We start from the raw sequence: 24,938 nt of genomic DNA on the forward strand, positions 1-24,938 counted from the left end.
GTGACAGCACGCACCACCAGCACCGTCCTCGTCGGCCGCCAGGCCGAGCTCGGCGCCCTGACCGACGCGCTCAAGCGCGTCCGCGCCGACGAGCCGGCGGCGCTGCTGGTGGGCGGCGAGGCGGGCGTCGGCAAGACCCGGCTGGTCGAGGAGTTCGGCCGGCTCGCCGCGCGTGACGGCGCGCGGCTGCTCACCGGGCAGTGCCTGGAACTGGGGGAGGAGGGCCTGCCGTTCGCCCCGTTCGCCGCGGCGCTGCGTGAGGTGCTGCGCCGCGACGGCCCGGCCGCCTTCGCCGGGCACGAGCCCGAGTTCGCCCGCCTGCTGCCGGAGCTCGGCCCCGCCGGGCCGCAGATCGCCGCCGACAGCAACCGCGGGTATTTCTTCGACCTCGTCGCCGGCCTGGTCGGCCGGCTCGCCGCCGACGGTCCGCTGGTGCTCGTCATCGAGGACCTGCACTGGGCCGACCGCTCCACCCGTGACCTGATCGCCTTCCTGGTCCGCTCCGCGCGCACCGCCCGGATGCTGCTGCTCTGCACGTACCGCACCGACGAGCTGCACCGCGGCCACCCGCTGCGCCCGTTCCTCGCCGAGCTCGACCGGGTGCGCGGCGTCGAGCGCGTCGAGCTCGCCCGGCTCGACCGGGACGGCACCGGCGAGATCCTCGCCGACCTGCTCGGCTCCGAACCCCGCCCCGGCACCGTCGAATCGATCCACAAGCGCGCCCAGGGCAACCCGTTCTTCATCGAGGAGCTGGCCGCCTGCGGCGACCCCAACGGCTGCTGCGAGATCCCCGACACGCTGCGCGACCTGCTGCTCTCCCGTGTCGACCGGCTGCCGGAGCCGGCCCAGCGGGTGCTGCGCATCGCCGCGGCCGGCGGTTCCCGCTTCGGACACGATCTGCTGCTCACCGTCGCCGGCATGCCGGAGCCCGAGCTGGAGGAGGCGCTGCGCGCCGCCGTCGCGGCCCAGCTGCTGGTGGCGATCCCCGAGGAGGGGTACGAGTTCCGGCACGCGCTGGTGCGCGAGGCGGTCCACGACGACCTGCTCCCCGGCGAGCACGTCCGGCTGCACGCCCGGTACGCCGCGGCGATCGAGGCCGACCCGCAGCTCGTCGTCGCCGGCCGGGCCCCCGCCGAGATCGCGCACCACTGGCACGCCGCGCACGACCACCCGCGCGCGCTCACCGCGGCCCTGCACGCCGCGGCCGCCGCCGAGGCGCGGTACGCGTACGCGGAGCAGAGCCGGTTGCTGGAGCGCGCCCTGGAGCTGTGGGAGCAGGTCCCGGACGCCGCCGACCGGATCGGCATGGACCACCTGGCGCTGGTGGAGGAGACGCTGCGCGCCGCGGTCGCGGCCGGGGACTACACGCGCGCGCTGAGCCTGACGCGCGCCGCGCTCGGCGAGGTGGACAGCGCGGCGGAGCCGCTGCGCGCCGCCCGGCTGTTGCAGCGGCGCGGCAAGCTGAAGCGCAACTTCGGCAAGAGCGACGGGGTCGCCGAGCTGCGCCAGGCGTACGAGCTGGCGCGCGACGCCGAGAACGGCCCGGAGCGGGTGCGGCTGCTCTCGCACATCGCGGAGTCGCTGGGGCCGGTCGCCGCCGACGAGGCGGCCCGGATCGCCCGCGAGGCGGTCGCCGCGGCCGCGGGTTCGGACGACGCCACGTTGCACCTCTCCGCCCGGATCACCTCCACCAACGTGTGCAGCCCCGCCAGCGCGGCCGACGAGGCGCTCGTCGAGGTCACGCGCGTGGCCGACACCGCGCGGGAGCTCGGCGACGTGACGAACCTGATCAGGGCCCAGGTCAGCGTCTCCCACCTTCTGTTCGAACTCGGGCGGTACGCCGAGTCGGCGCGGACCGCCGCGGAGGCGATGCCCGACGCGCGCCGGGTGGGCATCGACCGCACCAGCGGGGCGTACCTGATCGCCAACCATGCCGAGGCGCTGGTCGCGCTGGGCCGCTGGGACGAGGCGGAGACGCTCTGCGCCGAGGCGGCCCGGCTCGACCCGCCGGGCACCCTCGCCGTGCCGTGGCTGGAGATCCGGGCCCGGCTGCGGCTGGCCCGCGGGCACGCCGGCGCCGTCGGGGCCGTGGCCCGGGTGCTGGGCTATCTCGGCAAGCCGTACCTGTCGCCGCAGCAGCGTATCCCCCTCTACGAGCTGCGGATCACCGCCGCGCTCGCGGCCGACGACCACGCCGAAGCGGTCGCCGCCGCCACCACGGCGCTCGACGATCCGGTGCTGCCCCGGGAGCCGCGCTACACCTGGCCGTTGCTTGTCGCGGCGGCCCGCGCCGCCGTGTCGGCCGACGCGTCCGCCCCGGACGCGGTCCTCGCGGCCCGGATCCGGGAGATCGTCGACGCCGTGCCCGCCCGGCACCCGGCCGAGCGGGCCGCGGCGGCCGAGGTCACCGCGACGTTGGCCCCGCCGCCGGAGGCGCTCGCGGCCTGGCGGGCGGCGGTCGAGGCGCGGCGGACCGACGGGCAGCCGTACCAGCTCGCGGGTGCCCTGCTGGCGGCCGCGACCGCCGCCGCGGCGGCCGGGGACCGCGGCGCGGTGGCGTCGGCGGTGGCGGAGGCCGCGACGATCGCCGGGCAGTTGGGTGCGCGACCGCTGGCCGAGCAGGCGGCGACGCTGGCGCGCCGGGTCGGGCTGCGCGACGGCGGACGGCCGGGGGCGGCGAGCGACGGGCTGACCAGCCGCGAGCTGGAGGTGCTGCGGCTGGTCGCCGAGGGGCACAGCAACAGCCGGATCGCGGAGGAGCTCTACATCTCGCCGAAGACGGCCAGCGTGCACGTCTCCCGGATCATCGCGAAGCTGGCGGTCAGCAACCGGGTGGAGGCCGCCGCCGTGGCGCACCGGCTCGGGCTGCTCACCCCGAGCTGAAACGCCTTACGCGGAAGCGGCGTTGCGGGCGTCGATCGCCTGCCGGTAGAGCCGGCCGGCGCGGTACGACGAGCGCACCAGCGGGCCGCTCATCACCCCGGCGAAGCCGATCTCCTCGGCCTCCTCGCGCAGCTCGACGAACTCCTCCGGCTTGACCCAGCGCTCCACCGGGTGGTGCCGGGGGGTCGGGCGCAGGTACTGCGTGACGGTGATCAGCTCGCACCCGGCGTCGTGCAGGTCACGCAGCGCCTGGGAGACCTCGGCGCGCTCCTCGCCCATGCCCAGGATCAGATTGGACTTGGTGACCAGCCCGGCCGCGCGGGCCTGACGGATCACATCGAGCGAGCGCTCGTAGCGGAACGCCGGGCGGATCCGCTTGAAGATCCGCGGCACGGTCTCGACGTTGTGCGCCAGCACCTCGGGCCGCGACCCGAAGACCTCGGCGAGCTGCGCCGGGTCGGCGTTGAAGTCGGGGATCAGCAGTTCGACGCCGCAGCCCGCCTGCAGCGCGTGGATCTGCCGCACGGTCTCGGCGTACAGCCAGGCGCCGCCGTCGGGCAGGTCGTCGCGGGCCACGCCCGTCACGGTCGCGTACCGCAGCCCCATCGCGGCCACCGACTCGGCCACCCGGCGCGGCTCGTCGGCGTCGAACTCGGCCGGCTTGCCGGTGTCGATCTGGCAGAAGTCGCAGCGGCGGGTGCACTGGTCACCGCCGATGAGGAAGGTTGCCTCCCGGTCCTCCCAACACTCGTAGATGTTGGGGCAGCCGGCCTCCTGGCAGACCGTGTGCAGGCCCTCCCGCTGCACGAGGCCGCGCAGCTCGGTGTACTCCGGGCCCATCTTCGCCTTGACCTTGATCCATGGCGGCTTGCGCTCGATCGGGGTCTCGGCGTTGCGGGCCTCGATGCGCAGCATGCGCCGGCCCTCGGGAGCGATCGTCACGGGGCCGAGCCTACGCCGATGTCCGCGAGGTGGGATCCGGTGGGCGACCCGGCTCACGCCGGCGGCGGCGTGACGTCGATCACCGGGCCGCGGGATACATGACCGTGCCTGTCCGCCGGCCGCCGGCGTACCGGCTAGGGGCCCAGTGGCAGCTGTCGCTTGTGCTCGGTGGCCCGGTACCGGTCCACCAGCGCCGCCTCCACCGCCGCCGGGACGGGCCGGCCCTCGAGGAAGTCGTCGATCTCGTTGTACGCCAGGCCGAGCGCGTCCTCGTCGAGCTTGCCCGGCGCCAGGCTCTCCAGATCCGCGGTGGGCGGCTTGCCGACCAGCTCGGCGGGGGCCCCGAGCGCCTGCGCGATGGCCCGCACCCGGCGCTTGGTCAGTCCGGTCAGCGGCACCACGTCCGCCGCGCCGTCGCCGTGCTTGGTGAAGAAGCCCGTGATTGCCTCGGCGGCGTGGTCGGTGCCGACGACCAGCCCCTTCATCGCGCCGGCCACCGCGTACTGGGCGATCATGCGCTGCCGGGCCTTGATGTTGCCGTGCACGAAGTCCTGCTGGGCGTCGTCGGTGAAGGTGAGCCCGCCGTTGACCAGCGTCTCCAGCGCGGCGTCGCTGGCCGGCTTGACGTCCACGGTGAGCACCCGGTCGGGGCGGATGAACTCCAGCGCCGCCTGCGCGTGGTGCTCGTCGGCCTGCACCCCGTACGGCAGCCGCATCGCGACGAAGACGGCGGAGTGGCCGGCGGCGCGCGCCCGCTCGACCGCCAGTTGGCAGAGGCGGCCCGCGGTGGTGGAGTCGACTCCGCCGCTGATGCCCAGGACCAGCGCCGTCAGCCCGGTGTCGACCAGGCGGTCGGCGAGGAAGACGACGCGGCGCTCGATCTCCTGCTCCGCGTCGAACGTCGCGCTGACCTGAAGTTCGTCGGCGATCTGCTGCTGGGCCGACATCACGTCGCTCATGGGGGTCCTTCCGTTTACGTCGCGGCGGGGCCGGGGGTTGCGGGGCGTGACACACCACTACCCGGCCGGCGACACCGTCACTCGGCCACGGGCGCGCCGTCACGCGATCGATGGCGCGTCAGCCGGCCACCGTGGTCAGGGTCGGCAGGTGGCGCTCGACCACCGGCAGCGCGTCGTCGACGGTGATCGGGCGTCCCAGCTCCGCGCTCAGCGACGTGACCCCGGCGTCCCGGATGCCGCATGGCACGATCCGGTCGAAGTACGTCAGGTCGCAGTCACAGTTGAGCGAGAAGCCGTGCAGGGTGACGCCGCGCGCCACCCGGATGCCGATCGCCGCGACCTTGCGGGCGGGTCCCCGGTCGTCCTCCGGCACCCAGACGCCGCTGCGTCCCTCGACCCGCCCGGCCCCCAGGCCGAACTCCGCGCAGACGTCGATCAGCATCTGCTCGGTGCGGCGTACATAGGCGACGACGTCGACCGGGTCCGGCAGCTTGACGATCGGGTACCCGACCAGCTGCCCCGGCCCGTGCCACGTGATCTTGCCGCCGCGGTCGACGTCCACCACCGGGGTGCCGTCCATCGGCCGGTCCCACGGCTCGGTGCGCTTCCCGGCGGTGTAGACGCTGGGGTGCTCCAGCAGCAGCACGGTGCCGGGCCGCTCGCCGGCCACCACGGCCTCGTGCAGCCGCCGCTGCTCCGCCCAGGCGCTCTCGTAGTCGATCACACCCACCCGGACGCTCTCCGGTCGAGTAACGATGCTGGTCACGGTCCCCACCCTAATCCGCTACCGTCCGGTCACCCCGGCCCGTGGCCGGAGTCACGCCGTGGTCACCGAGAAGGCGGAGTGCTCACTGGACGCGCCAGAGCCAGACGTCGTGGACGCGCTGGGGCGGGCCGAGCAGGTCGGTGGTCGCGCGGAGCAGTTCCGGCTGGTGCACGGGGAACTTCGCGCCGTGCACGCGGTCGGCGAGCACCACCACGTCGACGTTCCAGTGCCGCAGGTCGGACCGGGCGGCGGCGCGGTCCGCGTCGGTCATCGGCGGCACCACGCCGGTCCTGGCGACGTCGAAGAGCAGCGCGTCGGTGGTGCGGGGGACCGGGCCGATCCGGCCGCGCCCGTCGGGGCCGCCGGGGCCGAGGAAGAAGCCGGACGGGATGGCGAACTCGCCCTGCCGGTGCGCCAACGCGTACGCCTGCCAGCGCTGGCCGTCCGGCAGCACGTCCAGCGTGAACGGCACCGGCGCGAGCACCCCGCCGGCGGGGACGTGCTGTCGCCAGGCGCCGGAGGTGATGAACGTCGGGATCGGCTCGCGTTCGATGGTCAGCAGCGTGGTCGGCAGCAGCGGCACGAGCGCGACCGCGAACCCGGCGGTCCACGCGAGCCCCGATCGACGCGGCGCGGCGGTGCGCGGCGCGGCGGTGCGCAGGTGGTCGACGGTGAGCGCGAGCACGATCCCGATCACCGGCGTCACGACCAGGGCGAGTCTGGCCGGCAGCGCGGCGTTGAAGACCGGTACGTGCTCCAGCAGGGCGTACGGCAGCGGGACGTCCGTGATGTGTCCGAACCACTTCACCTGCGGTCCCCAGGAGAGCACGGTGAAGACGGCGGCGGTGATCGCCAGGGCGCGCAGCGTGGCCCGGCGGCCGGGCCCGGCGGCCCGCCACAGCAGCACCAGGCCGGCGACGGTCAGGATCAGCAGCGGCAGCCCGAGGAACGAGTTCTCCTCGGTCGGGTTCGGCGCGAGCGAGGTGCCGAGCCCGGCGATCCCGGCGAGGGAGCGCTCCGGGAACGCCCCGAACGCGGCGATGTCCTCGGCGTGGATGCGGGCGTCGAAGCCGGTGCCGTGGAAGCGCTGCGGCCCGAGAAAGTGCAGCCACAGCGGGTACGCCAGCAGCGCGGCGGCGGTCACGGCGGTGACGCCGAGGCCGCGCAGCAGCGCGGGTAGCGCCGCGCGCGCCTCGGCGCGGCGGCCGGGGTCGAGCGCCCAGGCGGCGAGGAAGATGCCGCAGGCGAGGGCGGTGAAGAACAGCCCCTCGGCGGCGATCGAGAAGGCGACCGCGACCAGCACGCCGAGCAGCATGCCGTTGCGCAGCCACCGGTCGGGCCGGCGCAGCCGGAGCACCCGCCACAGGATGACCGGCACGAGCCAGCCGGCGGTCCAGTTCAGGTGCGCGTTGGCGTGCGACACCATGCCGGGCGCGAACCCGCAGAACAGCCCGCCGACCGCGGCGGCGAGCCGGGAGCGCACCAGCGGGTCGGCGCCGGGCGCGGGGCGGAACCGGGAGAGGAACCAGTACCAGGCGTAGCCGGTGGCGGCGAGGTTCAGGGTGAGGATCACCAGGAACGTCGCGGGCGGCCCGATCAGGTACGTCAGCGGCGCGAACGCGGCGGCGTACACCGTGATCGAGGTGTTGACCGCGAGGTTGACGCCGTCCGGCACGTTGATCAGGTTCGTGAAGAGCGGGTTGCCGCCGTGCGTGACGGCGTGCCCGCCGTACGCCAGCAGCCACTCGAAGAACGCCTGGTCGCTGGAGTTGACGGTGATAGCCCGTCCGTTCGGGTCCAGCCAGAGCCCGCTGGTCACCCAGAACGCCAGCGCGAGGGCGGCGACGGCGACCAGCAGATCGGTGCGGCGCCGGGGTGTCGGGGCCGCGTCCGGGGAGGTGACCGGCGTTGCGGCGGACTGGGTCGAGGCGATCGGCACGCGGCGCAGACTACCAATCCGGCCGGGGACCCCCGTGTCGCGGCGATGGTTGACGTCGTTATTGAAAACGACTACCAATTCCTCTTACGCCCGCCGGATAGGAGACTCGTACCGTGAAGATCTGCTTCGTCGGCAAGGGCGGCAGCGGGAAGACGACGCTCGCCGCCCTCTTCGCCCGACACCTGATCGCCGGACCCGCCGCCGACCACCCGGCCGCGCCGCCGCTGCTCGCCATCGACGCCGACATCAACCAGCACCTGGCGGCCGCGCTCGGGGCGGGCGAGGAGGAGGCGGTGCTGCTGCCGGCGCTCGGCGACCACCTGCCCGAGATCAAGGAGTACCTGCGCGGCGACAACCCGCGGATCTCGTCGGCCGCCGCGATGGTCAAGACCACGCCGCCCGGCCGCGGTTCCCGGTTGCTGACCATCGGCGGCCCGAACCCGATCTACGACGCGCTCGTCCGCGACGTCGGCGGAGTCCGGCTCGCCGTCACCGGCCCGTTCGCCACCGAGGACCTCGGGGTGGCCTGCTACCACTCGAAGGTCGGCGCCGTCGAGCTGCTCCTCAACCACCTCGTCGACGGCCCCGGCGAGTACGTCGTGGTCGACATGACCGCCGGCGCCGACTCGTTCGCCTCCGGGCTGTTCACCCGCTTCGACGCGACCTTCCTGGTCTGCGAGCCGACGCTGCGCAGCGTCGGGGTCTACCGGCAGTACGTCGGCTACGCACGCGAGTTCGGGGTGGCCGTGCATGTGGTCGGCAACAAGATCGACGACGAGTCGGACCTCGAATTCCTGCGCGGGCACGTCGGCGACGACCTGCTGACCTGGATCGGCCGCTCGTCGTACGTGAAGGCGGCCGAACGCGGCCGGCCTGCACCGATCGCATCCCTGGAGCCGCGCAACCGGGCGGCGCTGGAGCTGATGCGCGCCACTGTCGACGCCGCGCGCAAGGACTGGGTCACCTACACCCGGCAGGCGGTCGAGTTCCACCTGCGCAACGCGAACGCCTGGGCGAATGACCGGGTGGGGGAGAACCTCGCCGCCCAGGTCGACCCCGATTTCGTCCTCGGACCGGAGCTGCTGGTCCGCTGACCCGAAGGAGAAACCCATGTCCCTCGACGTACCCGCCGCGCTGCTGGAGCGCGCCGAGTCCGGCCGGATCGACGACGCGGAGTTCGTCGACTGCGTCCGGCGCTCCCTGCCGTACGCCTGGTCGGTCGTGTCCGAGGTGGCCGCCCGCGCCGCCGTCACCACCGCCGAGTTCGCCGACCACGCGGTCCCGCCGCCGGGCGAGGCCGAGCGCGGCCAACTGCTGCGGGCGTTGGCCAGCGACGCGATCCGGGGCGGGCTGGAGCGGCACTTCGGCGTGAAGCTGGCCTTCCAGAACTGCCACCGGGTGGCGGCGTTCCCGCTCGGCGCGGTCGGCGGCGAGACGTACCGGCGGTTCATCTCGCCGGTCGCGCAGATCCGCAACCAGTCGCCGGAGCTGCGCGACTGCTGAGTCGTGACTAAGGGTCCCTGCGGTGCGAAGAGGCACAAGCAGGGACCCTTACTCCACGGGCATAGATGTGTGACGGACCGTGTGGGGCACCCGGTCCGACGGCAGGGTGTCCCACGCGGAGGGCACGGCGGTCAGTCGTGCAGCGCCGCGTGCAGCGCGGTCGGCAGGTCACCGTGCTGGTACGCGAAGCCCGTCCGGCTCAGCACCCCCGGCAGGGCCCGGGTGCTCGACAGCGGCTCGGTGGCGAACTCGCCGAGCACGGCGCGCAGCGCGAACCCGGGGATCGGCAGGACCGCCGGCCGGTGCAGCGCCGCCGCGAACGCCTTGGTGAACTGCGCGTTGGTCACCGGCGCCGGCCCGACCACGTTGACCGGTCCGGCGATGTCGTCGCGGTCCAGCAGGAACAGGGTGGCCGAGAGCCAGTCCGCCAGCGAGATCCACGGCACCCACTGCCGCCCACTGCCGAACCGCCCGCCGATGCCGAGCCGGAACGGCAGCAGCTGCGGCTTGAGCAGCCCGCCGTCGCGGTGCAGCGGTAGCCCCGTCCGCAGCCGGACCACCCGGACGCCGGCGTCCTCGGCCGGCCCGGTGGCGGCCTCCCAGACCCGGCAGACGTCGGCGAGGAACCCGTCGCCCGGCGGGGCGTCCTCCTCGACGATCCGGTCGCCGGTGTCGCCGTACCAGCCGATGGCCGAGGAGTTGATCAGCACGCGGGGGCGCCGTTCCGGGGGAGCGTCGGCGATCGCCCGCGCCAGCGTCGTGGAGCTGTCGACCCGGCTGGACCGGATCTCGGCCTTGTACGCGTCGGTCCAGCGTCGGTCGCCGACCCCCGCGCCGGCCAGGTTGATCACCGCGTCGGCGTCGGCGATGACGGCGGGGTCGAGTTCCCCGGCCGACGGCTTCCAGAAGACCTGCCCCGCCCCGCGTGGCTCGTGCCGCACCAGCCGCACCACCTCGTGACCGTCGGCGTGCAACCGGGCGGTGAGCCGCGTGCCGAGGAAACCGGACGAGCCGGCGATGAGGATCCGCATACCGCCATCTTCGTCGCCTGCCCCCGCCCCCGCCCCCGCCCCCCGCCATGATCCCGACGATCTTGGGCTTATGGCGAGGATATGTCCGGATTGTGGAGCCATAACTCCAAGATCGTCGCGGGTGGGGGGTGGGGGATGGCCGAGGGGCGCGTCGGCGGTGGCCGGCGCGCCCCTCGGGCAGGTGCGAAGGCGTCAGGCCAGGCCGAGCTCCGCCTCGAAGTTGCCGGCCTCCAGCCGCTCCTTCAGCGCGCTGAGGAAGCGGGCCGCGTCGGCGCCGTCGACCAGCCGGTGGTCGTACGACAGGGCCAGGTAGACCATCGACCGCGGCACGATCAGCTCGCCCAGGTCGGGGTCGTCGACCACGACGGCCCGCTTGACCACCGCGCCGGTGCCCAGGATCGCCGCCTGCGGCGACGGGACGATCGGGGTGTCGAAGAGCGCGCCCCGGCTGCCGGTGTTGGTCAGCGTGAACGTCGCGCCGGAGAGCTCGTCCGGACCGATCTTGTTGGTCCGGGTCCGCTCGGCCACGTCGGCGATGCGCCGCGCGAGGCCCGCCAGGTTGAGGTCGCCGGCATCCTTGATCACCGGAACCAGCAGACCCTTCTCGGTGTCCACCGCGATGCCGAGGTGCTCGTTCTCCGGGTACGTGATCGTGCCCGCCTCCATGTCGATGAAGGCGTTGACCACCGGGTACGTGCGCAGCGCCTCGATCGCGGCCAGCGCGAAGAACGGCAGGAACGACAACTTCACGCCGTGCTTGGCCTGGAAGTCGTTCTTGGCCTGCTGCCGCAGCCGGGCGATCTTCGTGACGTCGACCTCGACGACGGTGGTGAGCTGCGCCGAGCTCTGCAGCGACTCGTACATCCGCTTGGCGATGACCGCGCGGGTGCGCGACATCTTCTCGGTGCGGCCCCGCAGCGGGCTCGGCTCGCGGGTGGCGGGCGCGGCCGCCGCGGCGGCGGCCGGACGCGCCGGCGCGGCGGCCTTCGCCTTCTCGGCCGCGTCGAGCACGTCCTGCTTGCGGATCCGACCGCCGACGCCGGTGCCGGTGACGGTCGACAGGTCGACGCCCTTGTCGGCGGCGAGCTTGCGGACCAGCGGCGTGACGTAGCCGGCGGCGTCCTCGCCCGCGGCGGGCGCGGCCGGGGCCTGCGCGGCCGGAGCCGGGGCCTGCGCGGCCGGCTGCGGGGTGGGGCGCGGGGCCGGCGCGGGGGCGGCCTGCGGCGGTGCGGGCTGCGCCTCCCGCTCGGCCTGCGCCGGCTGCGCGGCCTTCTCGGCCGCCGGCGCCGGCGTGGAGTACCCGGCGCCCGGCGTCGGCTCCTGCGCCGGGGCCGGCGCCGCGGCGGGTGCGCCGCCGGCCGCGCCGATCACGGCCAGCTCGGCGCCGACCGGAGCGGTGTCGTCCTCGCCGACCTTGATCTCGAGCAGGGTGCCCGCGACGGGGGAGGGGATCTCGGTGTCGACCTTGTCGGTGGAGACCTCGAGCAGCGGCTCGTCGACGTCGACGGTGTCGCCGACCTGCTTCAGCCAGCGGGTGACCGTGCCCTCGGTGACGCTCTCGCCGAGCGCCGGCATCCGCACCGCGGTGCCCTCGCCGCCGCCCTGCGCGGCCGGCTGGGCCGGCTGCTGCGCGGCGGGCGCGGTCTGGGCCGGCTCGGGCTGCGGCTCCGGCTGGGCGGGCTGCTCGGCGGGGGCGGCCTGCGCCTGCGGCTCGGCCGGCGCGCCGGCCTCCTCGCCCTCGCCCGCGATCACCGCGAGCTCGCTGCCCACCTCGGCCGTCTCGTCCTCGCCCACCACGATCCGGCTGAGCACGCCGGCGGCGGGGGAGGGGATCTCGGTGTCGACCTTGTCGGTCGAGACCTCGAGCAGCGGCTCGTCGGCCTCGACCCGGTCGCCCTCCTGCTTCAGCCAGCGCGTGACGGTGCCCTCGGTGACACTCTCGCCCAGCCGGGGCATGGTTACCGATACCGGCATCTCTCAAGACTCCTTTGTGTTGCGAAGCCCGCCCGGACTGCCGACCGGGCGAGCCGCGGTAAATGCGTGGTCAGGCGTGCGCGTGCAGCGGCTTGCCCGCGAGCGCCAGATGCGCCTCGCCGAGCGCCTCGCTCTGGGACGGGTGCGCGTGGATCAGCTGCGCCACCTCGGCCGGGTAGGCCTCCCAGTTGTAGATCAGCTGTGCCTCGCCGATCAGCTCGCCGACCCGCGCGCCCACCATGTGAACGCCCACCACCGGGCCGTCCTCCACCCGCACGAGCTTGACGAAGCCCTGCGTCTTGAGGATCTGGCTCTTGCCGTTACCGCCGAGGTTGTAGTTGTACGTCTTGACCTTGTCCGCGCCGTACTGCTCCTTGGCCTTCGCCTCGGTGAGGCCCACGGAGGCGAGCTCCGGGTCGCAGTACGTGACGCGCGGGATGCCGTTCTCGTCGATGACGGCGGGGTTGAGCCCCGCGATCTCCTCCGCGACGAAGATGCCCTGCTGGAAGCCGCGGTGCGCGAGCTGCAGGCCGGGCACGATGTCGCCGACGGCGTACACGTTGGGCAGGTTGGTGCGCAGGCGCTCGTCGGTCAGGACGAAGCCGCGGTCCATCCGGATGCCCTGCTCCTCGTAACCGAGGTTCGCGGTCGTCGGCCCGCGGCCGACGGCGACGAGCAGCAGTTCCGCCTCGATGGTCTCGCCGCCGGCGATCGTCACCTGGACGCCGGCGTCGGTGCGCTCGACCTTCTCGAACGGCTTGCCGGTCTTGAACTTGATGCCGCGCTTGCGGAACGCCCGCTCCAGCGCCTTCGACGACTCCTCGTCCTCGGCGGCCACCAGCCGGGGCAGCGCCTCGATGATCGTCACGTCGACGCCGAACGACTTCCAGACGCTGGCGAACTCGACGCCGATGACGCCGCCGCCGAGCACGATCGCGGAGGAGGGAACCCGGTCGAGCCTGAGCGCGTGCTCGCTGGCGATCACCCGCTCGCCGTCCACCTCGAGCCCCGGCAGGCTGCGCGAGTAGGAGCCGGTGGCGAGGATGATGTTGCGCCCGGTGTAGCGCTGGCCGTCGACCTCGATCGCGTTCGGCGCGACCAGCCGGCCCGCGCCGGCGACAAAGGTGATCTTCGTGGAGCCGACGAGGCCCTGGAGTCCCTTGTAGAGGCGGCTGATGACGCCGTCCTTGTAGCTGTTCACCCCGGCCATGTCGATGCCGACCAGGTCGGCCTTCACGCCGAACTGCTCCGACTCGCGGGTCTGGTCGGCGATCTCCGCCGCGTGCAGCAGCGCCTTGGTCGGGATGCAGCCGCGGTGCAGGCAGGTGCCACCGAGTTCGGCCTTCTCGATCAGCGCCACCGAGAGATCGAGTTGCGCGGCGCGCAGCGCGGCGGCGTAACCCCCGCTGCCGCCCCCGAGAATGACGACGTCGAAGGTCCCGCCGTTCGGCTCACTCACAGTTCTCTCCCAGGTCGCTTCGTTGCTACGAGGGTGTCGTCCCACGGAGATGGGCAGACCCGCCTCGGTCATCTTGTCACTTGTACCGCCACATGGCGCATCGAGGTGCCCAACGACACGTCGGCGCGACGTAGGCTTGCCGCAATCGACCGTGGTGGCTGGGGAGGAGATCGCGGGTGGCGTGGTTTCGTCGGCGTCGACAGTCGGGCTCAGTGCCAGGCGGCCGGCAGGCACATCGGGCTGATCTAGATCATCTTGAGGAATTTGTCCGGAGCCGCCGCGGAGTCGAGGCCTTCATCGAGCCGCGCACCACGGTCACCGAGACCACCGTCCTGTTGATCGCGCACGACGGCGAGTGGACACGCCGGCGGATCGACAGCCCGGAGGGGGCCCGTCGGTTCGCGCACAAGATGGCCATCCCCGTCTACGACATTCAACTGGTCGGCTATCCGCAGCGGATGCGCGACTACAACGAGCGCCGCAAGCGCGCGGCGGGCTGAGCGCCGCCGCGCGCCGGCGACGCCTCAGCCGTTCGCGGCGATGTCGTCGATCAGCTCGAGCAGGGTACGCACCGGGACGCCGGTGCCGCCCTTCGTCCAGTAGCCCGTCGGCTCGCCCGAGTGGTATGCCGGACCGGCGACGTCGATGTGCGCCCAGGCCACCTCGTCGGTGACGAACTCCCGCAGGAACACGCCGCCCTGCAGCATGTGCCCCGCCCGGTCCATCCCCGCGTTCACCTGCGAGATGTCGGCGACCTCGGACTCCATCCCCTTGCGGACGTCGTCCGGCAGCGGCATCGGCCAGGCCGGCTCGCCCACGGCGTCACCGGCGGTGCGCACCCGCTCGCAGAGCTCGGGCGTGCCCATCACGCCGGCGATCCGCTTGCCCAGCGCGACCACCTGCCCGCCGGTCAGCGTCGAGGTTTCCAGCAGGTAGTCGGTGCCGTCCGCGCAGGCCCGCGCCATCGCGTCACCGAGGACCATCCGGCCCTCGGCGTCGGTGTTGAGCACCTCGACCCGCTTGCCGTTGAACATCGTGACCACGTCGCCCGGGCGGTACGCGCTGCCGGAGGGCATGTTCTCGGCCATCGGCAGGTAACCGGTCACCGGCACCGCGGGCTTCAGCTCGGCGACCGCGAGCATCGCGGCGGCGACCGCGGCGGCGCCGGCCATGTCCGACTTCATCTCCCACATGCCCTGCGCCGGCTTGATCGACACGCCGCCGGTGTCGAACGTGATGCCCTTGCCGACCAGCGCCACGCGCGTGGCGTCGGCGGCCGCCCCGGCCGGGGTGTAGGAGAGCTTCACCAGCCGCGGCGGCGCCTCCGAGCCCTGCCCGACCGCCAGGATGCCGCCGTACCCGCCGGCGGCCAGCGCCGCCTCGTCCAGCACCTCGACGGTCAGCCCCGCATCGCGCGCGGCGGCCGCGACCGCGTCCGCGAACGCCGGCGGGCGCAGCTCGTTGGGGGCGGTGTTCACCCAGTCGCGGCTGCGCGCGACCGCCCCGGCCACGACGGTCGCGCGGGCGATCTCGGCCCGGGCGGTCGCGTCGGCCGCGTCGGGCACGTGCACGGCGACCGACGCGACCGGCGCGCGACGGGTCGGCTGCGGCCTGGTCTTGTAGCCGGCGAAGCGGTACCCGCCCAGCAGCGCCCCCTCGGCGACGGCGCGCAGCGCCGCCGGCGCGTCCCCGTCGTCCGGCAGCGGCAGCGTCAGCGCCACCGAGCCCGACCCGGCCAGCGCCCGCACCACCGCGCCGGCGGCCCGGCGCAGCGTCTCCGGCGCCGGCGCCGCGCCCGTCGGCTCCGGACCCAGGCCGACGGCGGCCACCAGTGGGGCCGTGATCGTGCCCAGCGTCGCGAGCTTCACGACCTCGCCGGCACCGCCGGTCGCGCCGAGCAGCGCCAGCGTCTCGGTCAGCTTCCCGTCGAACGCCGCCGCGATGCTCTCCGCCCCGCTCGCCAGCAGCAGCGCCGACGCGGGACCCCCGTCGCCCTCCTCCCCGGTCTGGCTGTGCACACCGATGACGACGGCGTCGACGGCGAGCTCCGCGGGGTCGGTGTCGACCAGGCTGAGGGTGGTGATGGGCGATGTCACGCGGTTTCTCCGGACGGGCCTGGCCGGCCGCATTGTGTGCGTACCGGCGATGATGTTCCTCCGGCGCAACCTACCCGCCGGATCGGGCGATGTCCCGCCGATGCTAGCCACGCGGTGGATCACAGGTAAGTTGCGACCCATGACCGACGTGACCGCTCCCGCCGCCACGCACCTGCGCCGTTCCCCGCTGCACGACCGGCACGCCGCGCTCGGCGCCAAGTTCGCCCCGTTCGGCGGCTGGGACATGCCGCTGGAGTACGCCGGCGGCGGGGTCATCAAGGAGCACACCGCGGTGCGCGAGGCGGTCGGCGTCTTCGACGTCTCCCACCTGGGCAAGGCACGGGTGACCGGCCCGGGCGCGGCAGCCTTCGTCAACGCCTGCCTCAGCAACGACCTGGACCGGATCGGCGGCGGGCAGGCGCAGTACACGCTCTGCTGCGACGACGCCACCGGCGGGGTGGTCGACGACGTGATCGCGTACCGCTTCACCGACGAGCACGTCTTCCTGATCCCGAACGCGGCCAACACCGCCGAGGTGGTCCGCCGGCTGAAGGCCGCCGCGCCCCCCTCGGTGATCGTCACCAACGAGCACGAGGAGTACGCGATCCTCGCGGTGCAGGGGCCGCGCTCCGCCGCGGTGCTGACGGCGCTCGGCTTGCCGGCCGGGCACGCGTACATGAGCTTCGTGGAGGCCGACCTGGCCGGGCCGGGCGTCTCCGTCGTGGTCTGCCGCACCGGCTACACCGGCGAGCACGGCTACGAGCTGGTGGTGCCGGCCGAGCACGCGGTGGCGGTCTGGGACGCGCTGTTCACGGCGGGGGAGCCCGAGGGGATCCGCGCCTGCGGGCTGGCCGCGCGGGACACGCTGCGCACCGAGATGGGCTATCCGCTGCACGGCCAGGACCTGTCGCCGGAGATCAGCCCGGTGCAGGCCCGGCTGGGCTGGGCGGTCGGCTGGGGCAAGCCGGCGTTCTGGGGGCGCGCCGCGCTGGTCGCCGAGAAGGCCGCGGGTCCGCGGCGCGCGCTGTGGGGGCTGGAGGCGGTCGACCGGGGCATCCCGCGCTGCCACATGACCGTGTACGCCGGCGACACCGCCGTCGGGGAGGTCACCAGCGGAACGTTCTCCCCGACCCGCCGGACCGGCATCGCGCTGGCGCTGCTCGACACCGCCGCCGGCCTCGGCGAGGGGTCGACCGTCGAGGTCGACGTGCGCGGCCGCCACTCGGCGATGCGGGTGGTCAAGCCCCCGTTCGTCACCCCGTCGGTGAAGTAGTCCCGCCGCGTCAGAGGCGCTCGTCGAGGACCGCCTGCGTCCAGCCGCCCTCGATGACGCCGCGGCCGTCGAGCAGCGCCCAGTCGACCACGTCGGCGGTCTCCACCACCACCGGCGTGCCGACCCGCACCGTCGGGTCGGAGGCCGCGTCGCTGGTGCTCGTCGCGACGATCCGGCCCGGGTTCGACCAGGACGTGACGCTCGCCCAGACGAACTCCTGCCCCTCGTCGGTCGCCAGCCCGTACTTGACGACGAGCTGCACGCCGGGCGGCAGCCCCCCGATGAGGAAGCGGTCGCGGGCCGACCGCAGCGAGCGGCGCGCGGTCTCGACGGCCCGGGCCATCGCGTCGCTCGGACGGGTGTAACGGATCTCCGGCTGTCCGCTGCCGAACAGCCGCGTGCAGATCTGGGCGAAGTACTCGGCCGGGGCAGCGGCCTGCCCGGCCGGGGGCAGCAGGGTGAGGAACGAGTCGGCGTCCGGGTCGGTGGCCGGGTCCAGGTCCAGCCGCAGCCCCGCGCTCCCGGCGGAGTCGTGCCGCTCCGGGCTGCCGTACGCCACCGCGATGTCGTGGCCGGTCACCGTCGTCTCGATGGGGAGCTGGACGAACGCCGGCACGTCCTGTTCGGTCAGCGACTCGGTCCAGATCCGCAGCAGCCGGCGGGCGGCGCCGGTCATGATCGCGCCCCAGGCCCGGGTGAACTGGGCGGGCACCTCCTGGGCCTGCAGTTCGAGCAGGCCGAAACGGCGCAGTCCCTTCGTGGTGAACCACAGCCCGGTGTCGGTGGGCGAGTAGGGGACCAGGATCCAGTCGACCAGCCGGAGCCGGCCGTCGTTGTCGGGCAGCGAGCGCAGCGCGGTCGCGGGGTCGAGGAACTGCAGGCTGAACACGTCGATCAGGTCGCCGTCGAGGGACTGCGCGATCGCCGCCGCCACCGCCCGCGCCGACCACTCGTGCACGGGAGGCCAGCCGGGGCGGTAGCCGGCCTGCACCACCACCAGCTCGTTCGCCGTGCGCAGCTGTTCCAGTTGGCCCGGCGTCGCCCCGAACGCCGCGAGCAGGTCCGGCGGAAGCTCCGGGAACTGCGACACCGGGCGGGTGTCGACGGTCATCAGCGGGCTGTCGATCATCTGCAGCGCCAGGTCCCCGACGGGATCGCTCAGCCGTTCGCCGAGCGCCGCGACCGCCTCCGCCGGCTTCGCCCCCGAACCCCGGGCGGTCGGCACCAGGTAGGTCGCCGACAGCGACTCCGGCACCGGCACCGGCAGGAACTCATCCGTGATCGCCATGCGTGCCCCCCGCTCGACCGCACTGGTGCTGTCTGTCGAACGCTACTACCGCCGACGGCGCGGATCGGGCTACCCGCCGAGGACGAGCCCGAGGTACGCCACGGTCGTGGTGAGTTCCACCGCCGCGCCGAGCACGTCGCCGGTGATGCCGCCGAAGCGGCGTACCAGGTGGGGCAGGAGCAGCAGCGCGACGGCGAGCGCGGCCAGCACGGCGAGCGGCCCCTGCCACGGACGGCCGGGCGCCGCGCCGAGGGCGGCGAGCGCGACGGCGGCCGTGGAGACCACCAGCACCGGCGCCGGGACGGTGCCCGCGACCAGCGCGCCCAGCCCCTCCGGGCGAGCGGCCGGCACCCCGCGCCGGCAGGCCCAGCTCACCGCGAGCCGCCCGACCGCCGTCGCCGCGATCACCGCCGCGAGCGTGCCGGGCCAGCCCCGCGTCGGCAGCGCCGCGAGGGCCGCTGCCTGGAGCAGGAGTACGACGACCAGCGCCGCCACGCCGAACGGCCCGACGTCGGGCTTCTTCATGATTTGCAGCGCCGCCTCGCCGGAACGGTGCGAGCCGAGCGCGTCGACGGTGTCGGCCAACCCGTCCAGGTGCAGCCCGCGGGTCAGCAGCGCGGCCAGCCCGACGACGGCGACCCCGGCGACCAACGGCGGGGCGCCGGCCGCGGCGAGACCCAGCAGCGCCGCCGCCAGCGCCGCGCCGAGCAGCGCGCCGGCGGCCGGCGCGAGCGCCATCGCCACGGCCGCCGCCGGCCGGTCGACGCGGCCGGGACGCAGCGGCAGGACCGTGAAGGTCGTGACGGCGAGCCGCGCGCCGGCGACGAGCCGCCCCTCAGGCACCGGGCGGCGCCGTGGGACCGGGGCCGGCGGGCTCCGGCTCGGCGTACGACCCGTCGTCGTCGCTGCGCGCCGGGTGCCCGGACAGGCTCGCGGCGACGGTCAGGGTGGCGCGCAGCAGCGGCAGCGCGGTGAGCGCGGTCGCCCCCTCGCCGAGATCGAGCCGCAGGTCGAGGACGGGCTCCAGCCCCAGCACGTCGGCGCCGAGCCGCACGGCCGGCTGCCCGTTGTGGTCGGGGAGCAGGCACCAGTGGCGTGCCTGCCCGGCGAAGTCCCGGCTCACCAGGCCGGCGGCGACCCCGACCGGGCCGTCGAGCAGCACGGGGGTGCGGCGGGCGGTCGCCCCCAGCAGGATCCCGGTCGCGATCGCGATGTCCCCACCGCCGAGCTCGGCGAGGATCTCGATCGGGCCGCGCAGCTCCCGCCGGCTGCGGTGCAGCGCGTCCCGGACCGCGGCGCAGCGCGCCATCCAGGCGTTGTCGTCCACGCCCCGGCCGGGGGTGACGACCCGGCCCAGCACCCGGACGGGCTCCGCCCCGGACGTCGCGGCCAGCACCGCGGCCGCGGCCGCCTCGGTGCCGGCGCCGCAGGCGGCCAGCACGATCACGTCCACGCCGCTCGCCGCCGCCTCCTCGGCGAGCCGCCAGCCGTAGTGCAGCGCCGCCTCGACCGCCTCCACGCCCAACGCCGGCCCGTCCTCGATCGCCGCCGCCGTCGGCGCGCGTACCACCTGCACATCGGCGCCGGCCTCCGCCGCGAGCCGGGCCAGCGGGCCCTGCCCGGCGCGCGCCTGCTCGGCGCGGCGCGCGGACTCGCCGGGCAGCGCGCCGGCGGACGCGCCGCCATCGTGGTCGCCGTGCAGCAGCAGCACCCGGGGGGAGCGCCATGCCGCGGGCACGCCCGTGCCCTGGGTGGCGGCCGCGAACGTGACCAGGGGTTCGAGCCGGCCCAGCCCGGCGCCGGGCACATCCAGCGCCGCGAGGCGGTCGCGGGCCGCCTCGGCGGCGGACTCGTCGGGCATCGGCAGGTCCATGCCGGGCTGGATGACCAGGCCGGTCTCGACGATCGGCAGCATCATCGTCGCTCCGTCGGCGGGCCCGGGCCGGGCGGCCGGCGTCGGCGCGGCCACCGGGGTGAGCACCTCGGGCGTCTCGACCGGCGGCGCCTCCCGCTCGGCGCCCCCGACCCCGGTCACGTCGGTCCGCGCGCTCTCCCGACCGCTCGCCGCGCCCCCGGCGCTCGCCGCGCCCCCGGCGCTCGCCGCGCCCCCGGCGCTCGCCGCGCCCCCGGCGCTCGCCGCGCCCCCGGCGCTCGCCGCGCCCCCGGCGATGTCGCTGGGGCGCTGCTTCAGCCACGTCGGCTGTCCCGCGACGACCAGCGCCACGGCGTCGCACTCCCGCGCCACCGCCTGGTTGGTCACGCCGAGCGCGTCGGCGAAGGCCCGCCCGATCGGGGTGGTCGGCACCAGCGAGAGCCCCACCTCCGGGGTGACCAGCACCAGCCGCGCGGCGCTGCCGCGGATCGCCGCGGCCAGCTCACTGATCGTGGCGGTGTCGTCCGCCGGCTGGTGCGCCGGGTCGAGCAGCACGCTCACCCAGCCACCGAGGTCGTCGACGAGCAGCGTCTCGCCCGGTTTCGCCTCGGAGATCACCTCGACCAGCAGGGACGGGTCGGCGCCGACCTCCTCGGTGGTCCAGCTTCCCGGCCGGCGGCCGCGGTGCGCCTCGATCCGTGCCTGCCATTCCGGATCGGCCTCGTGTCCCGGCGCGGTAGCGACATATCGGACCGTCGGCGCGGCGGCGACCAGCGACTCCGCGTACTCGGACTTGCCGGAGCGGATCCCGCCCAGCACGAGAATCCTGTTCCACCCGTCATCGGACATGCCCGTACCTTAGATCCACGGTGGCGGGATCACGCGCGCCGGTCGGGGCGGTCCGCCCGACAGCGCGTGCCGGCCATCGACGCTCCGCTGCGGCTACGCTGGCGGGGTCCGACGCCGAGGGGAGCTGCGACATGCCGTGGAGCTGGCGGTACGAGAGCACGGACGGACAGGCCGTCAGCGGACCGGCCGAGACGTTCGGCAGCCAGTCCGACGCCGAGTCCTGGATCGGTCAGGCGTGGCGCGACCTCGCGGCGGCGGGGGTCACCTCGGTGGTGCTGCTCGAGGACGACCGCGTGGAGTACAAGATGAGCCTGCTGCCGGCCGCCGAATGAGCCGGGGCAGCAGGTGAGTCGGGACCGGCCGGGCGGCGACCGGCTCGTGCTCGGCGTGCCGCGCGGGGCGTTCCGCCCCAGCCCGATCTTCCTCGCGCTGGTCGCGCTCTTCGTCGCCAGCGGCGCGATGGCGTGGGTCGGCTACGGCAACGTCCGGGTCGACGTGTTCCTCTTCGTGGTCTCCGGCTGGCTCGTCTCGCTCTGCCTCCACGAGTACGCCCACGCGCTGGTCGCCTTCCGGGCCGGCGACACCGGGGTGGCGCACCGCGGCTACCTGACACTCAACCCGCTGAAGTACAGCAACCCGCTGCTGTCGATCATCCTTCCGGTGGTCGTCGTGCTGCTCGGCGGCATCGGGCTGCCCGGCGGGGCGGTCTGGGTCGACCGGCACCAGATCCCCGGCCGGCTGCGCCACACCCTGGTGAGCCTCTCCGGCCCGGCCGTCAACGTGCTCTTCACCCTGCTGCTGGTCGTGCCGTTCGCGATCGGCGTGGACGTCGCCGCCCGCCCGGCGTTCTGGGCCGGGGTGGCGCTGCTCGGCTTCCTCCAGCTCACCGCGAGCGTGCTCAATCTGCTGCCGGTACCCGGCCTCGACGGCGGCAACATGCTCCAGCCGTGGCTGTCGCCGCAGTGGCGGCGCGGCTACGACATGCTCGCGCCGTTCGGCTTCATCCTGCTCTTCGGGCTGCTGTGGAACCCCCGCATCGGGGGCTGGTTCTTCACGGCGGTGTTCGCCGTCGGCGACGCGATCGCCCTCCCCGCCCCCCTCTACGCCCAGGGCCTAACCCTGATCCGCTTCTGGTCCTAACCCCGCCCTTTCCCGCCCCGCCCTTTCCCGCCGATCTTGCAGTTATGGCCCTGGTTTCGTCCTGATAAATCCGGATTTGCCCGGGCCGAAACTGCAAGATCGGCGGGATGACGGGGGTCAGGGGCGCTGTTTGGGGCTGTCGGTCTTGGCCGGGTCGCGCTCGGTGATCGGGTCGAGCACCTCGTCGATCGCCTTCAGCAGGGCCGCGTCCAGCTTCACCCCGGCGGCCTTGACGTTGTCGTACACCTGCTCCGGACGGGAGGCGCCGACGATCGCGGAGGAGACGTTCGGGTTCTGCAGCACCCACGCGATCGCGAGCTGACCCATGGTGAGCCCGGCCTGCTCGGCCAGCGGCTGGAGTCGCTGCACGGTGCCGAGCACCTCGTCGGTCATCCACCGGGCGATCATCGCCGCGCCGGACTTCTCGTCGGTGGCGCGCGAGCCGGCCGGCGGCGGCTGCCCCGGCTGGTACTTCCCGGTCAGCACGCCCTGCGCCATCGGCGACCAGACGATCTGGCCGATGCCCAGCTCCTCGCAGGTGGGGATCACCTCGGACTCGATGACCCGCCACAGCATCGAGTACTGCGGCTGGCTCGAGACCAGCCGGATTTTCAGCTCGCGCGCCAGCGCGTGCGCCTCGCGGATCTGCGACGCCTTCCACTCCGAGACGCCGATGTAGTGCGCCTTGCCCGAGTGCACGATGTCGGCGAACGCCTCCATCGTCTCCTCCAGCGGCGTCGCGTAGTCGTAGCGGTGGGCCTGGTAGAGGTCGACGTAGTCGGTCTGCAGGCGACGCAGCGAACCGTTGATCGACTCCATGATGTGCTTGCGCGACAGGCCGCGGTCGTTCGGGCCCTCGCCGGTCGGCCAGTAGACCTTGGTGAAGATCTCCAGCCCCTCACGGCGCTCGCCCTTCAGTGCCCGCCCCAGCACCGCCTCGGCGCGCGTGCCGGCGTACACGTCGGCGGTGTCGAACGTGGTGATCCCGGAGTCCAGCGCGGCGCGGACGCACGCCGTCGCCGCCTCCTCCTCCACCTGGGAGCCGTGGGTGATCCAGTTTCCGTACGAAATCTCGCTCACGAGCATGCCGGAGCGGCCAAGGTGTCGGAATTCCATACCGATTACCCTAGTTGCCCTCGACGTCGCCCACTCGCTGACCGCCGGGCGAGAAGGTCACAACACGGGCTTCGTGTCCGCGAGCAGTCGGTCGATCTCGTCCATCACGTCCGCCCGGCTCGGGTGCACCATGTCGATCAGCGGTTCGCCCCGCCGGTCCAGCGCGCCCCATTGGCCCGCGCCGCTGCCGACCAGGAACGCCACCGGATGGATGACCAGCGCGGGATGCGCCGGCGGCACGATCACCCGTCCGCCCCGGTCGACCACACCCTTGCGCCCGCTGACGTCCACGATGGCCAGGCCCTCGTCGGTGAACCCGTCCACGTACCGGCCGTCGGTCAGCGCCGTGGTGAAGCCGGAGTAGCGGGTCGGCACGACGAGGCGGCCGGACTTGTCGACGGCGCCCCATCCGCCCTTGCGGACGGCGGCCACCCCGCGCCGGAACGGCCGGACGTCGTCGAAGCCCTCCGAGATCACCACCGTGTTCGTCTTGTCGATGGCGATCCACGATCCGGCGCCGTTGCGGGACACCCAGGCGAGTCCGTCGGAGAACGAGCCGACGCCCAGGTAACCGGCGGACGCCCCGACGAGCAGCTCACCGGTCTCGTCGATCAGCTCCCACGTCTCGGTCTCCGGCCGTCGTACCCAGGCCACCCCGTCCCGGAACGGTTGCACGTCCGCGTAGCTGGGCGCGATCGCCAGCTCGCCGTCGGCGTCGGCGTAGCCCCACCGCTGCACCCGCTCGCTGAACCGCGGCGCCGGCGGCCGGTGCGCCTGCAGGACCTCGTCCCGACTGCGCGGGTACGGCCCCCAGCCCTTCTGCGCCACCTTCGTGAGCACGGCGTCCAGCGCCAGCTCGGTACGCGCAATCAGGTCGGGATCCTCCACCTTGCGCAGCTCCAGGGCGCGCTCGAAGTGGTTGCACGCCTCGATGTAGCGGCCCTGGTCGTAACAGGACCGCCCGGCGTGCTCGTGCATCGTCGCCCGCAGCCGGTCCGGCAGCTCCGAGGAGTTCGCCTCCTCGAACAGCCGGTCGGCCTCCGCGAAGTCACCCCGCCACTGCAGCACGTGGGCCAGCCGCGCCTGCGCGATCGCGATGCGGCGCAGCTCGCCGGTCGCCTCCGCGTGCGCCAGCGCCAGCTTGCCGTCGGAGAGCGCCTTGCCCAGGTCGCCGAGGATCCGCGACACCACGGCGCGCAGGCTCAACAGCCGGGCCCGGGTGCGGTTGTCGGTGGCCGGCTCCAGCTTCTCGGTGAGCCGGTCGCGGATCGCCCGCAGCTCGTCGGGGTCCTCGACGAGCTCGCGCAACGTCTCATGGTGGAACCGCCACCGGTACGACGACAGCACCTGCTCCGGGTCCCCGGCCGGCGCCTCGGTGCCGCGCGGCTCGGCGGGTGGCTCGGCGGCCGGATTCGGCTCGCCCGGCCGGACGATCGGCGCGAGCATCGTGGGCGCGGCGAGCGCGGTGGCGGCACCGGCCGCGGCCCCCTCGGGCGCCGGAAGCACGGTGTCCGGGCTCGCTTCGGCGACCGGCGTGCCGGCGCGCGCCCGGTCGTCGTCCGGCGCGGAGCCGTCGTCGCCCGGCGCGGAGCCGGGCGGGTCCGTCTGCTCGGACGGCGCGTCGGCGTCACCGTCGCCGCCCGCCCGACCGGCGGACCCGACCTGCGGGACCGGGGCGGGATCGGCCGGGGGAGTGCCCGGCGCGCTCGACGCCTCCGGGGTGCCGCCGACGGTCGGCCCGGCCGGCGCCGGCTCCGGGGCGCCCGATGGCGCGTGGGCCGGCTCGTCCGTCGGTGCCGGGGCGTCGGAGCCCGCGGCGGCCGCCCGGGCGGCGTCGGAGCCCATGC

General features: G+C 74.3%; 20 protein-coding genes. 7 read left to right on the forward strand and 13 right to left on the reverse strand.

Going from position 1 to position 24,938, the window contains the following annotated elements:
* Entirely contained in the window at positions 1 to 2,883 is a 2,883-nt protein-coding gene (locus tag BLW47_RS15250) for a helix-turn-helix transcriptional regulator (protein WP_245736672.1), read from the forward strand.
* 6 nt (positions 2,884 to 2,889) lie between these two features.
* Here BLW47_RS15250 and lipA read toward each other — a convergent pair whose 3' ends face one another.
* From lipA to BLW47_RS15270, 4 genes are all read right to left on the reverse strand, one after another.
* Positions 2,890 to 3,882, reverse strand: coding sequence for a lipoyl synthase (gene lipA, locus BLW47_RS15255; protein WP_425435405.1), 993 nt, complete (start codon positions 3,880 to 3,882; stop codon positions 2,890 to 2,892).
* Between the two features lie 77 nt (positions 3,883 to 3,959).
* Complete coding sequence (gene nadE / locus BLW47_RS15260; RefSeq protein WP_091557002.1) at positions 3,960 to 4,784, reverse strand: ammonia-dependent NAD(+) synthetase; 825 nt, start codon at positions 4,782 to 4,784, stop codon at positions 3,960 to 3,962.
* A gap of 118 nt (positions 4,785 to 4,902) precedes the next feature.
* Positions 4,903 to 5,550: a lipoyl(octanoyl) transferase LipB gene (gene lipB / locus BLW47_RS15265; protein ID WP_091558099.1), complete on the reverse strand. Its 648-nt coding sequence runs from the start codon at positions 5,548 to 5,550 to the stop codon at positions 4,903 to 4,905.
* 82 nt (positions 5,551 to 5,632) lie between these two features.
* On the reverse strand, positions 5,633 to 7,483 hold the full coding sequence (locus BLW47_RS15270) for a DUF6311 domain-containing protein (RefSeq protein WP_091558102.1): 1,851 nt from the start codon (positions 7,481 to 7,483) through the stop codon (positions 5,633 to 5,635).
* 119 nt (positions 7,484 to 7,602) lie between these two features.
* Between BLW47_RS15270 and BLW47_RS15275 the strand changes: the two genes are divergently transcribed.
* Both BLW47_RS15275 and BLW47_RS15280 read left to right on the forward strand, forming a co-directional pair.
* Complete coding sequence (locus BLW47_RS15275) at positions 7,603 to 8,583, forward strand: ATP-binding protein (RefSeq protein WP_091557006.1); 981 nt, start codon at positions 7,603 to 7,605, stop codon at positions 8,581 to 8,583.
* A gap of 16 nt (positions 8,584 to 8,599) precedes the next feature.
* Positions 8,600 to 8,992 carry an SCO5389 family protein gene (locus tag BLW47_RS15280; RefSeq protein ID WP_091557010.1) on the forward strand — a complete coding sequence of 131 codons (393 nt, stop codon included), beginning with the start codon at positions 8,600 to 8,602 and terminating at the stop codon, positions 8,990 to 8,992.
* 131 nt (positions 8,993 to 9,123) lie between these two features.
* Here BLW47_RS15280 and BLW47_RS15285 read toward each other — a convergent pair whose 3' ends face one another.
* The 3 genes from BLW47_RS15285 to lpdA all read right to left on the reverse strand — a co-directional run bounded on the left by BLW47_RS15285 (position 9,124) and on the right by lpdA (position 13,456).
* Positions 9,124 to 10,023, reverse strand: coding sequence for a TIGR01777 family oxidoreductase (locus BLW47_RS15285; protein WP_091557014.1), 900 nt, complete (start codon positions 10,021 to 10,023; stop codon positions 9,124 to 9,126).
* 192 nt (positions 10,024 to 10,215) lie between these two features.
* Complete coding sequence (gene sucB / locus BLW47_RS15290) at positions 10,216 to 11,997, reverse strand: 2-oxoglutarate dehydrogenase, E2 component, dihydrolipoamide succinyltransferase (RefSeq protein ID WP_091557018.1); 1,782 nt, start codon at positions 11,995 to 11,997, stop codon at positions 10,216 to 10,218.
* Between the two features lie 70 nt (positions 11,998 to 12,067).
* Positions 12,068 to 13,456 carry a dihydrolipoyl dehydrogenase gene (gene lpdA, locus BLW47_RS15295; RefSeq protein ID WP_091557021.1) on the reverse strand — a complete coding sequence of 463 codons (1,389 nt, stop codon included), beginning with the start codon at positions 13,454 to 13,456 and terminating at the stop codon, positions 12,068 to 12,070.
* A gap of 176 nt (positions 13,457 to 13,632) precedes the next feature.
* On the opposite strand from lpdA, the gene BLW47_RS15300 reads away from it, so the two are divergent.
* A complete protein-coding gene (locus tag BLW47_RS15300; protein ID WP_091557024.1) occupies positions 13,633 to 13,956 on the forward strand; it encodes a hypothetical protein in 324 nt (107 codons plus the stop codon).
* Between the two features lie 24 nt (positions 13,957 to 13,980).
* Here BLW47_RS15300 and BLW47_RS15305 read toward each other — a convergent pair whose 3' ends face one another.
* Complete coding sequence (locus tag BLW47_RS15305) at positions 13,981 to 15,552, reverse strand: leucyl aminopeptidase (protein WP_091557027.1); 1,572 nt, start codon at positions 15,550 to 15,552, stop codon at positions 13,981 to 13,983.
* A gap of 139 nt (positions 15,553 to 15,691) precedes the next feature.
* On the opposite strand from BLW47_RS15305, the gene gcvT reads away from it, so the two are divergent.
* Entirely contained in the window at positions 15,692 to 16,825 is a 1,134-nt protein-coding gene (gcvT, locus tag BLW47_RS15310) for a glycine cleavage system aminomethyltransferase GcvT (RefSeq protein WP_091557030.1), read from the forward strand.
* A gap of 10 nt (positions 16,826 to 16,835) precedes the next feature.
* On the opposite strand, the gene BLW47_RS15315 is transcribed toward gcvT, so the two are convergent.
* From BLW47_RS15315 to BLW47_RS15325, 3 genes are all read right to left on the reverse strand, one after another.
* On the reverse strand, positions 16,836 to 18,113 hold the full coding sequence (locus tag BLW47_RS15315; protein WP_091557033.1) for a DUF2314 domain-containing protein: 1,278 nt from the start codon (positions 18,111 to 18,113) through the stop codon (positions 16,836 to 16,838).
* Positions 18,114 to 18,182: 69 nt separating this feature from the next.
* Positions 18,183 to 18,956, reverse strand: coding sequence for an adenosylcobinamide-GDP ribazoletransferase (gene cobS / locus BLW47_RS15320; protein ID WP_091557037.1), 774 nt, complete (start codon positions 18,954 to 18,956; stop codon positions 18,183 to 18,185).
* Entirely contained in the window at positions 18,949 to 20,835 is a 1,887-nt protein-coding gene (locus tag BLW47_RS15325) for a bifunctional adenosylcobinamide kinase/adenosylcobinamide-phosphate guanylyltransferase (protein WP_091557041.1), read from the reverse strand. Before BLW47_RS15325 ends, cobS begins: the two co-directional genes overlap by 8 nt.
* A gap of 131 nt (positions 20,836 to 20,966) precedes the next feature.
* Between BLW47_RS15325 and BLW47_RS15330 the strand changes: the two genes are divergently transcribed.
* Both BLW47_RS15330 and BLW47_RS15335 read left to right on the forward strand, forming a co-directional pair.
* Positions 20,967 to 21,167 (forward strand): hypothetical protein, encoded by a 201-nt coding sequence (locus tag BLW47_RS15330; RefSeq protein WP_091557045.1) that lies wholly within the window; start codon positions 20,967 to 20,969, stop codon positions 21,165 to 21,167.
* Positions 21,168 to 21,180: 13 nt separating this feature from the next.
* Positions 21,181 to 21,975: a site-2 protease family protein gene (locus tag BLW47_RS15335; protein WP_091557048.1), complete on the forward strand. Its 795-nt coding sequence runs from the start codon at positions 21,181 to 21,183 to the stop codon at positions 21,973 to 21,975.
* 117 nt (positions 21,976 to 22,092) lie between these two features.
* Here BLW47_RS15335 and BLW47_RS15340 read toward each other — a convergent pair whose 3' ends face one another.
* Positions 22,093 to 23,091: an aldo/keto reductase family protein gene (locus BLW47_RS15340; protein ID WP_091557052.1), complete on the reverse strand. Its 999-nt coding sequence runs from the start codon at positions 23,089 to 23,091 to the stop codon at positions 22,093 to 22,095.
* A 57-nt stretch (positions 23,092 to 23,148) separates the two neighbouring features.
* On the reverse strand, positions 23,149 to 24,936 hold the full coding sequence (locus BLW47_RS15345) for a WG repeat-containing protein (RefSeq protein ID WP_245736674.1): 1,788 nt from the start codon (positions 24,934 to 24,936) through the stop codon (positions 23,149 to 23,151).
* Between the last annotated feature and the right edge of the window lie 2 nt (positions 24,937 to 24,938).

Origin of the sequence: Micromonospora pattaloongensis (genome assembly GCF_900107255.1) — a bacterium.
GTDB lineage: Bacteria > Actinomycetota > Actinomycetes > Mycobacteriales > Micromonosporaceae > Micromonospora_I > Micromonospora_I pattaloongensis.

What these genes read in the sequence shown, in the direction of transcription:
- nadE (WP_091557002.1), bottom strand. Translation starts at nt 4,784, where the DNA reads ATGAGCGACGTGATGTCGGCCCAGCAGCAGATCGCCGACGAACTTCAG.
- BLW47_RS15280 (WP_091557010.1), top strand. Translation starts at nt 8,600, where the DNA reads ATGTCCCTCGACGTACCCGCCGCGCTGCTGGAGCGCGCCGAGTCCGGC.
- BLW47_RS15285 (WP_091557014.1), bottom strand. Translation starts at nt 10,023, where the DNA reads ATGCGGATCCTCATCGCCGGCTCGTCCGGTTTCCTCGGCACGCGGCTC.
- sucB (WP_091557018.1), bottom strand. Translation starts at nt 11,997, where the DNA reads ATGCCGGTATCGGTAACCATGCCCCGGCTGGGCGAGAGTGTCACCGAG.
- gcvT (WP_091557030.1), top strand. Translation starts at nt 15,692, where the DNA reads ATGACCGACGTGACCGCTCCCGCCGCCACGCACCTGCGCCGTTCCCCG.
- BLW47_RS15315 (WP_091557033.1), bottom strand. Translation starts at nt 18,113, where the DNA reads ATGGCGATCACGGATGAGTTCCTGCCGGTGCCGGTGCCGGAGTCGCTG.
- BLW47_RS15325 (WP_091557041.1), bottom strand. Translation starts at nt 20,835, where the DNA reads ATGTCCGATGACGGGTGGAACAGGATTCTCGTGCTGGGCGGGATCCGC.
- BLW47_RS15330 (WP_091557045.1), top strand. Translation starts at nt 20,967, where the DNA reads ATGCCGTGGAGCTGGCGGTACGAGAGCACGGACGGACAGGCCGTCAGC.
- BLW47_RS15340 (WP_091557052.1), bottom strand. Translation starts at nt 23,091, where the DNA reads ATGGAATTCCGACACCTTGGCCGCTCCGGCATGCTCGTGAGCGAGATT.
- BLW47_RS15345 (WP_245736674.1), bottom strand. Translation starts at nt 24,936, where the DNA reads ATGGGCTCCGACGCCGCCCGGGCGGCCGCCGCGGGCTCCGACGCCCCG.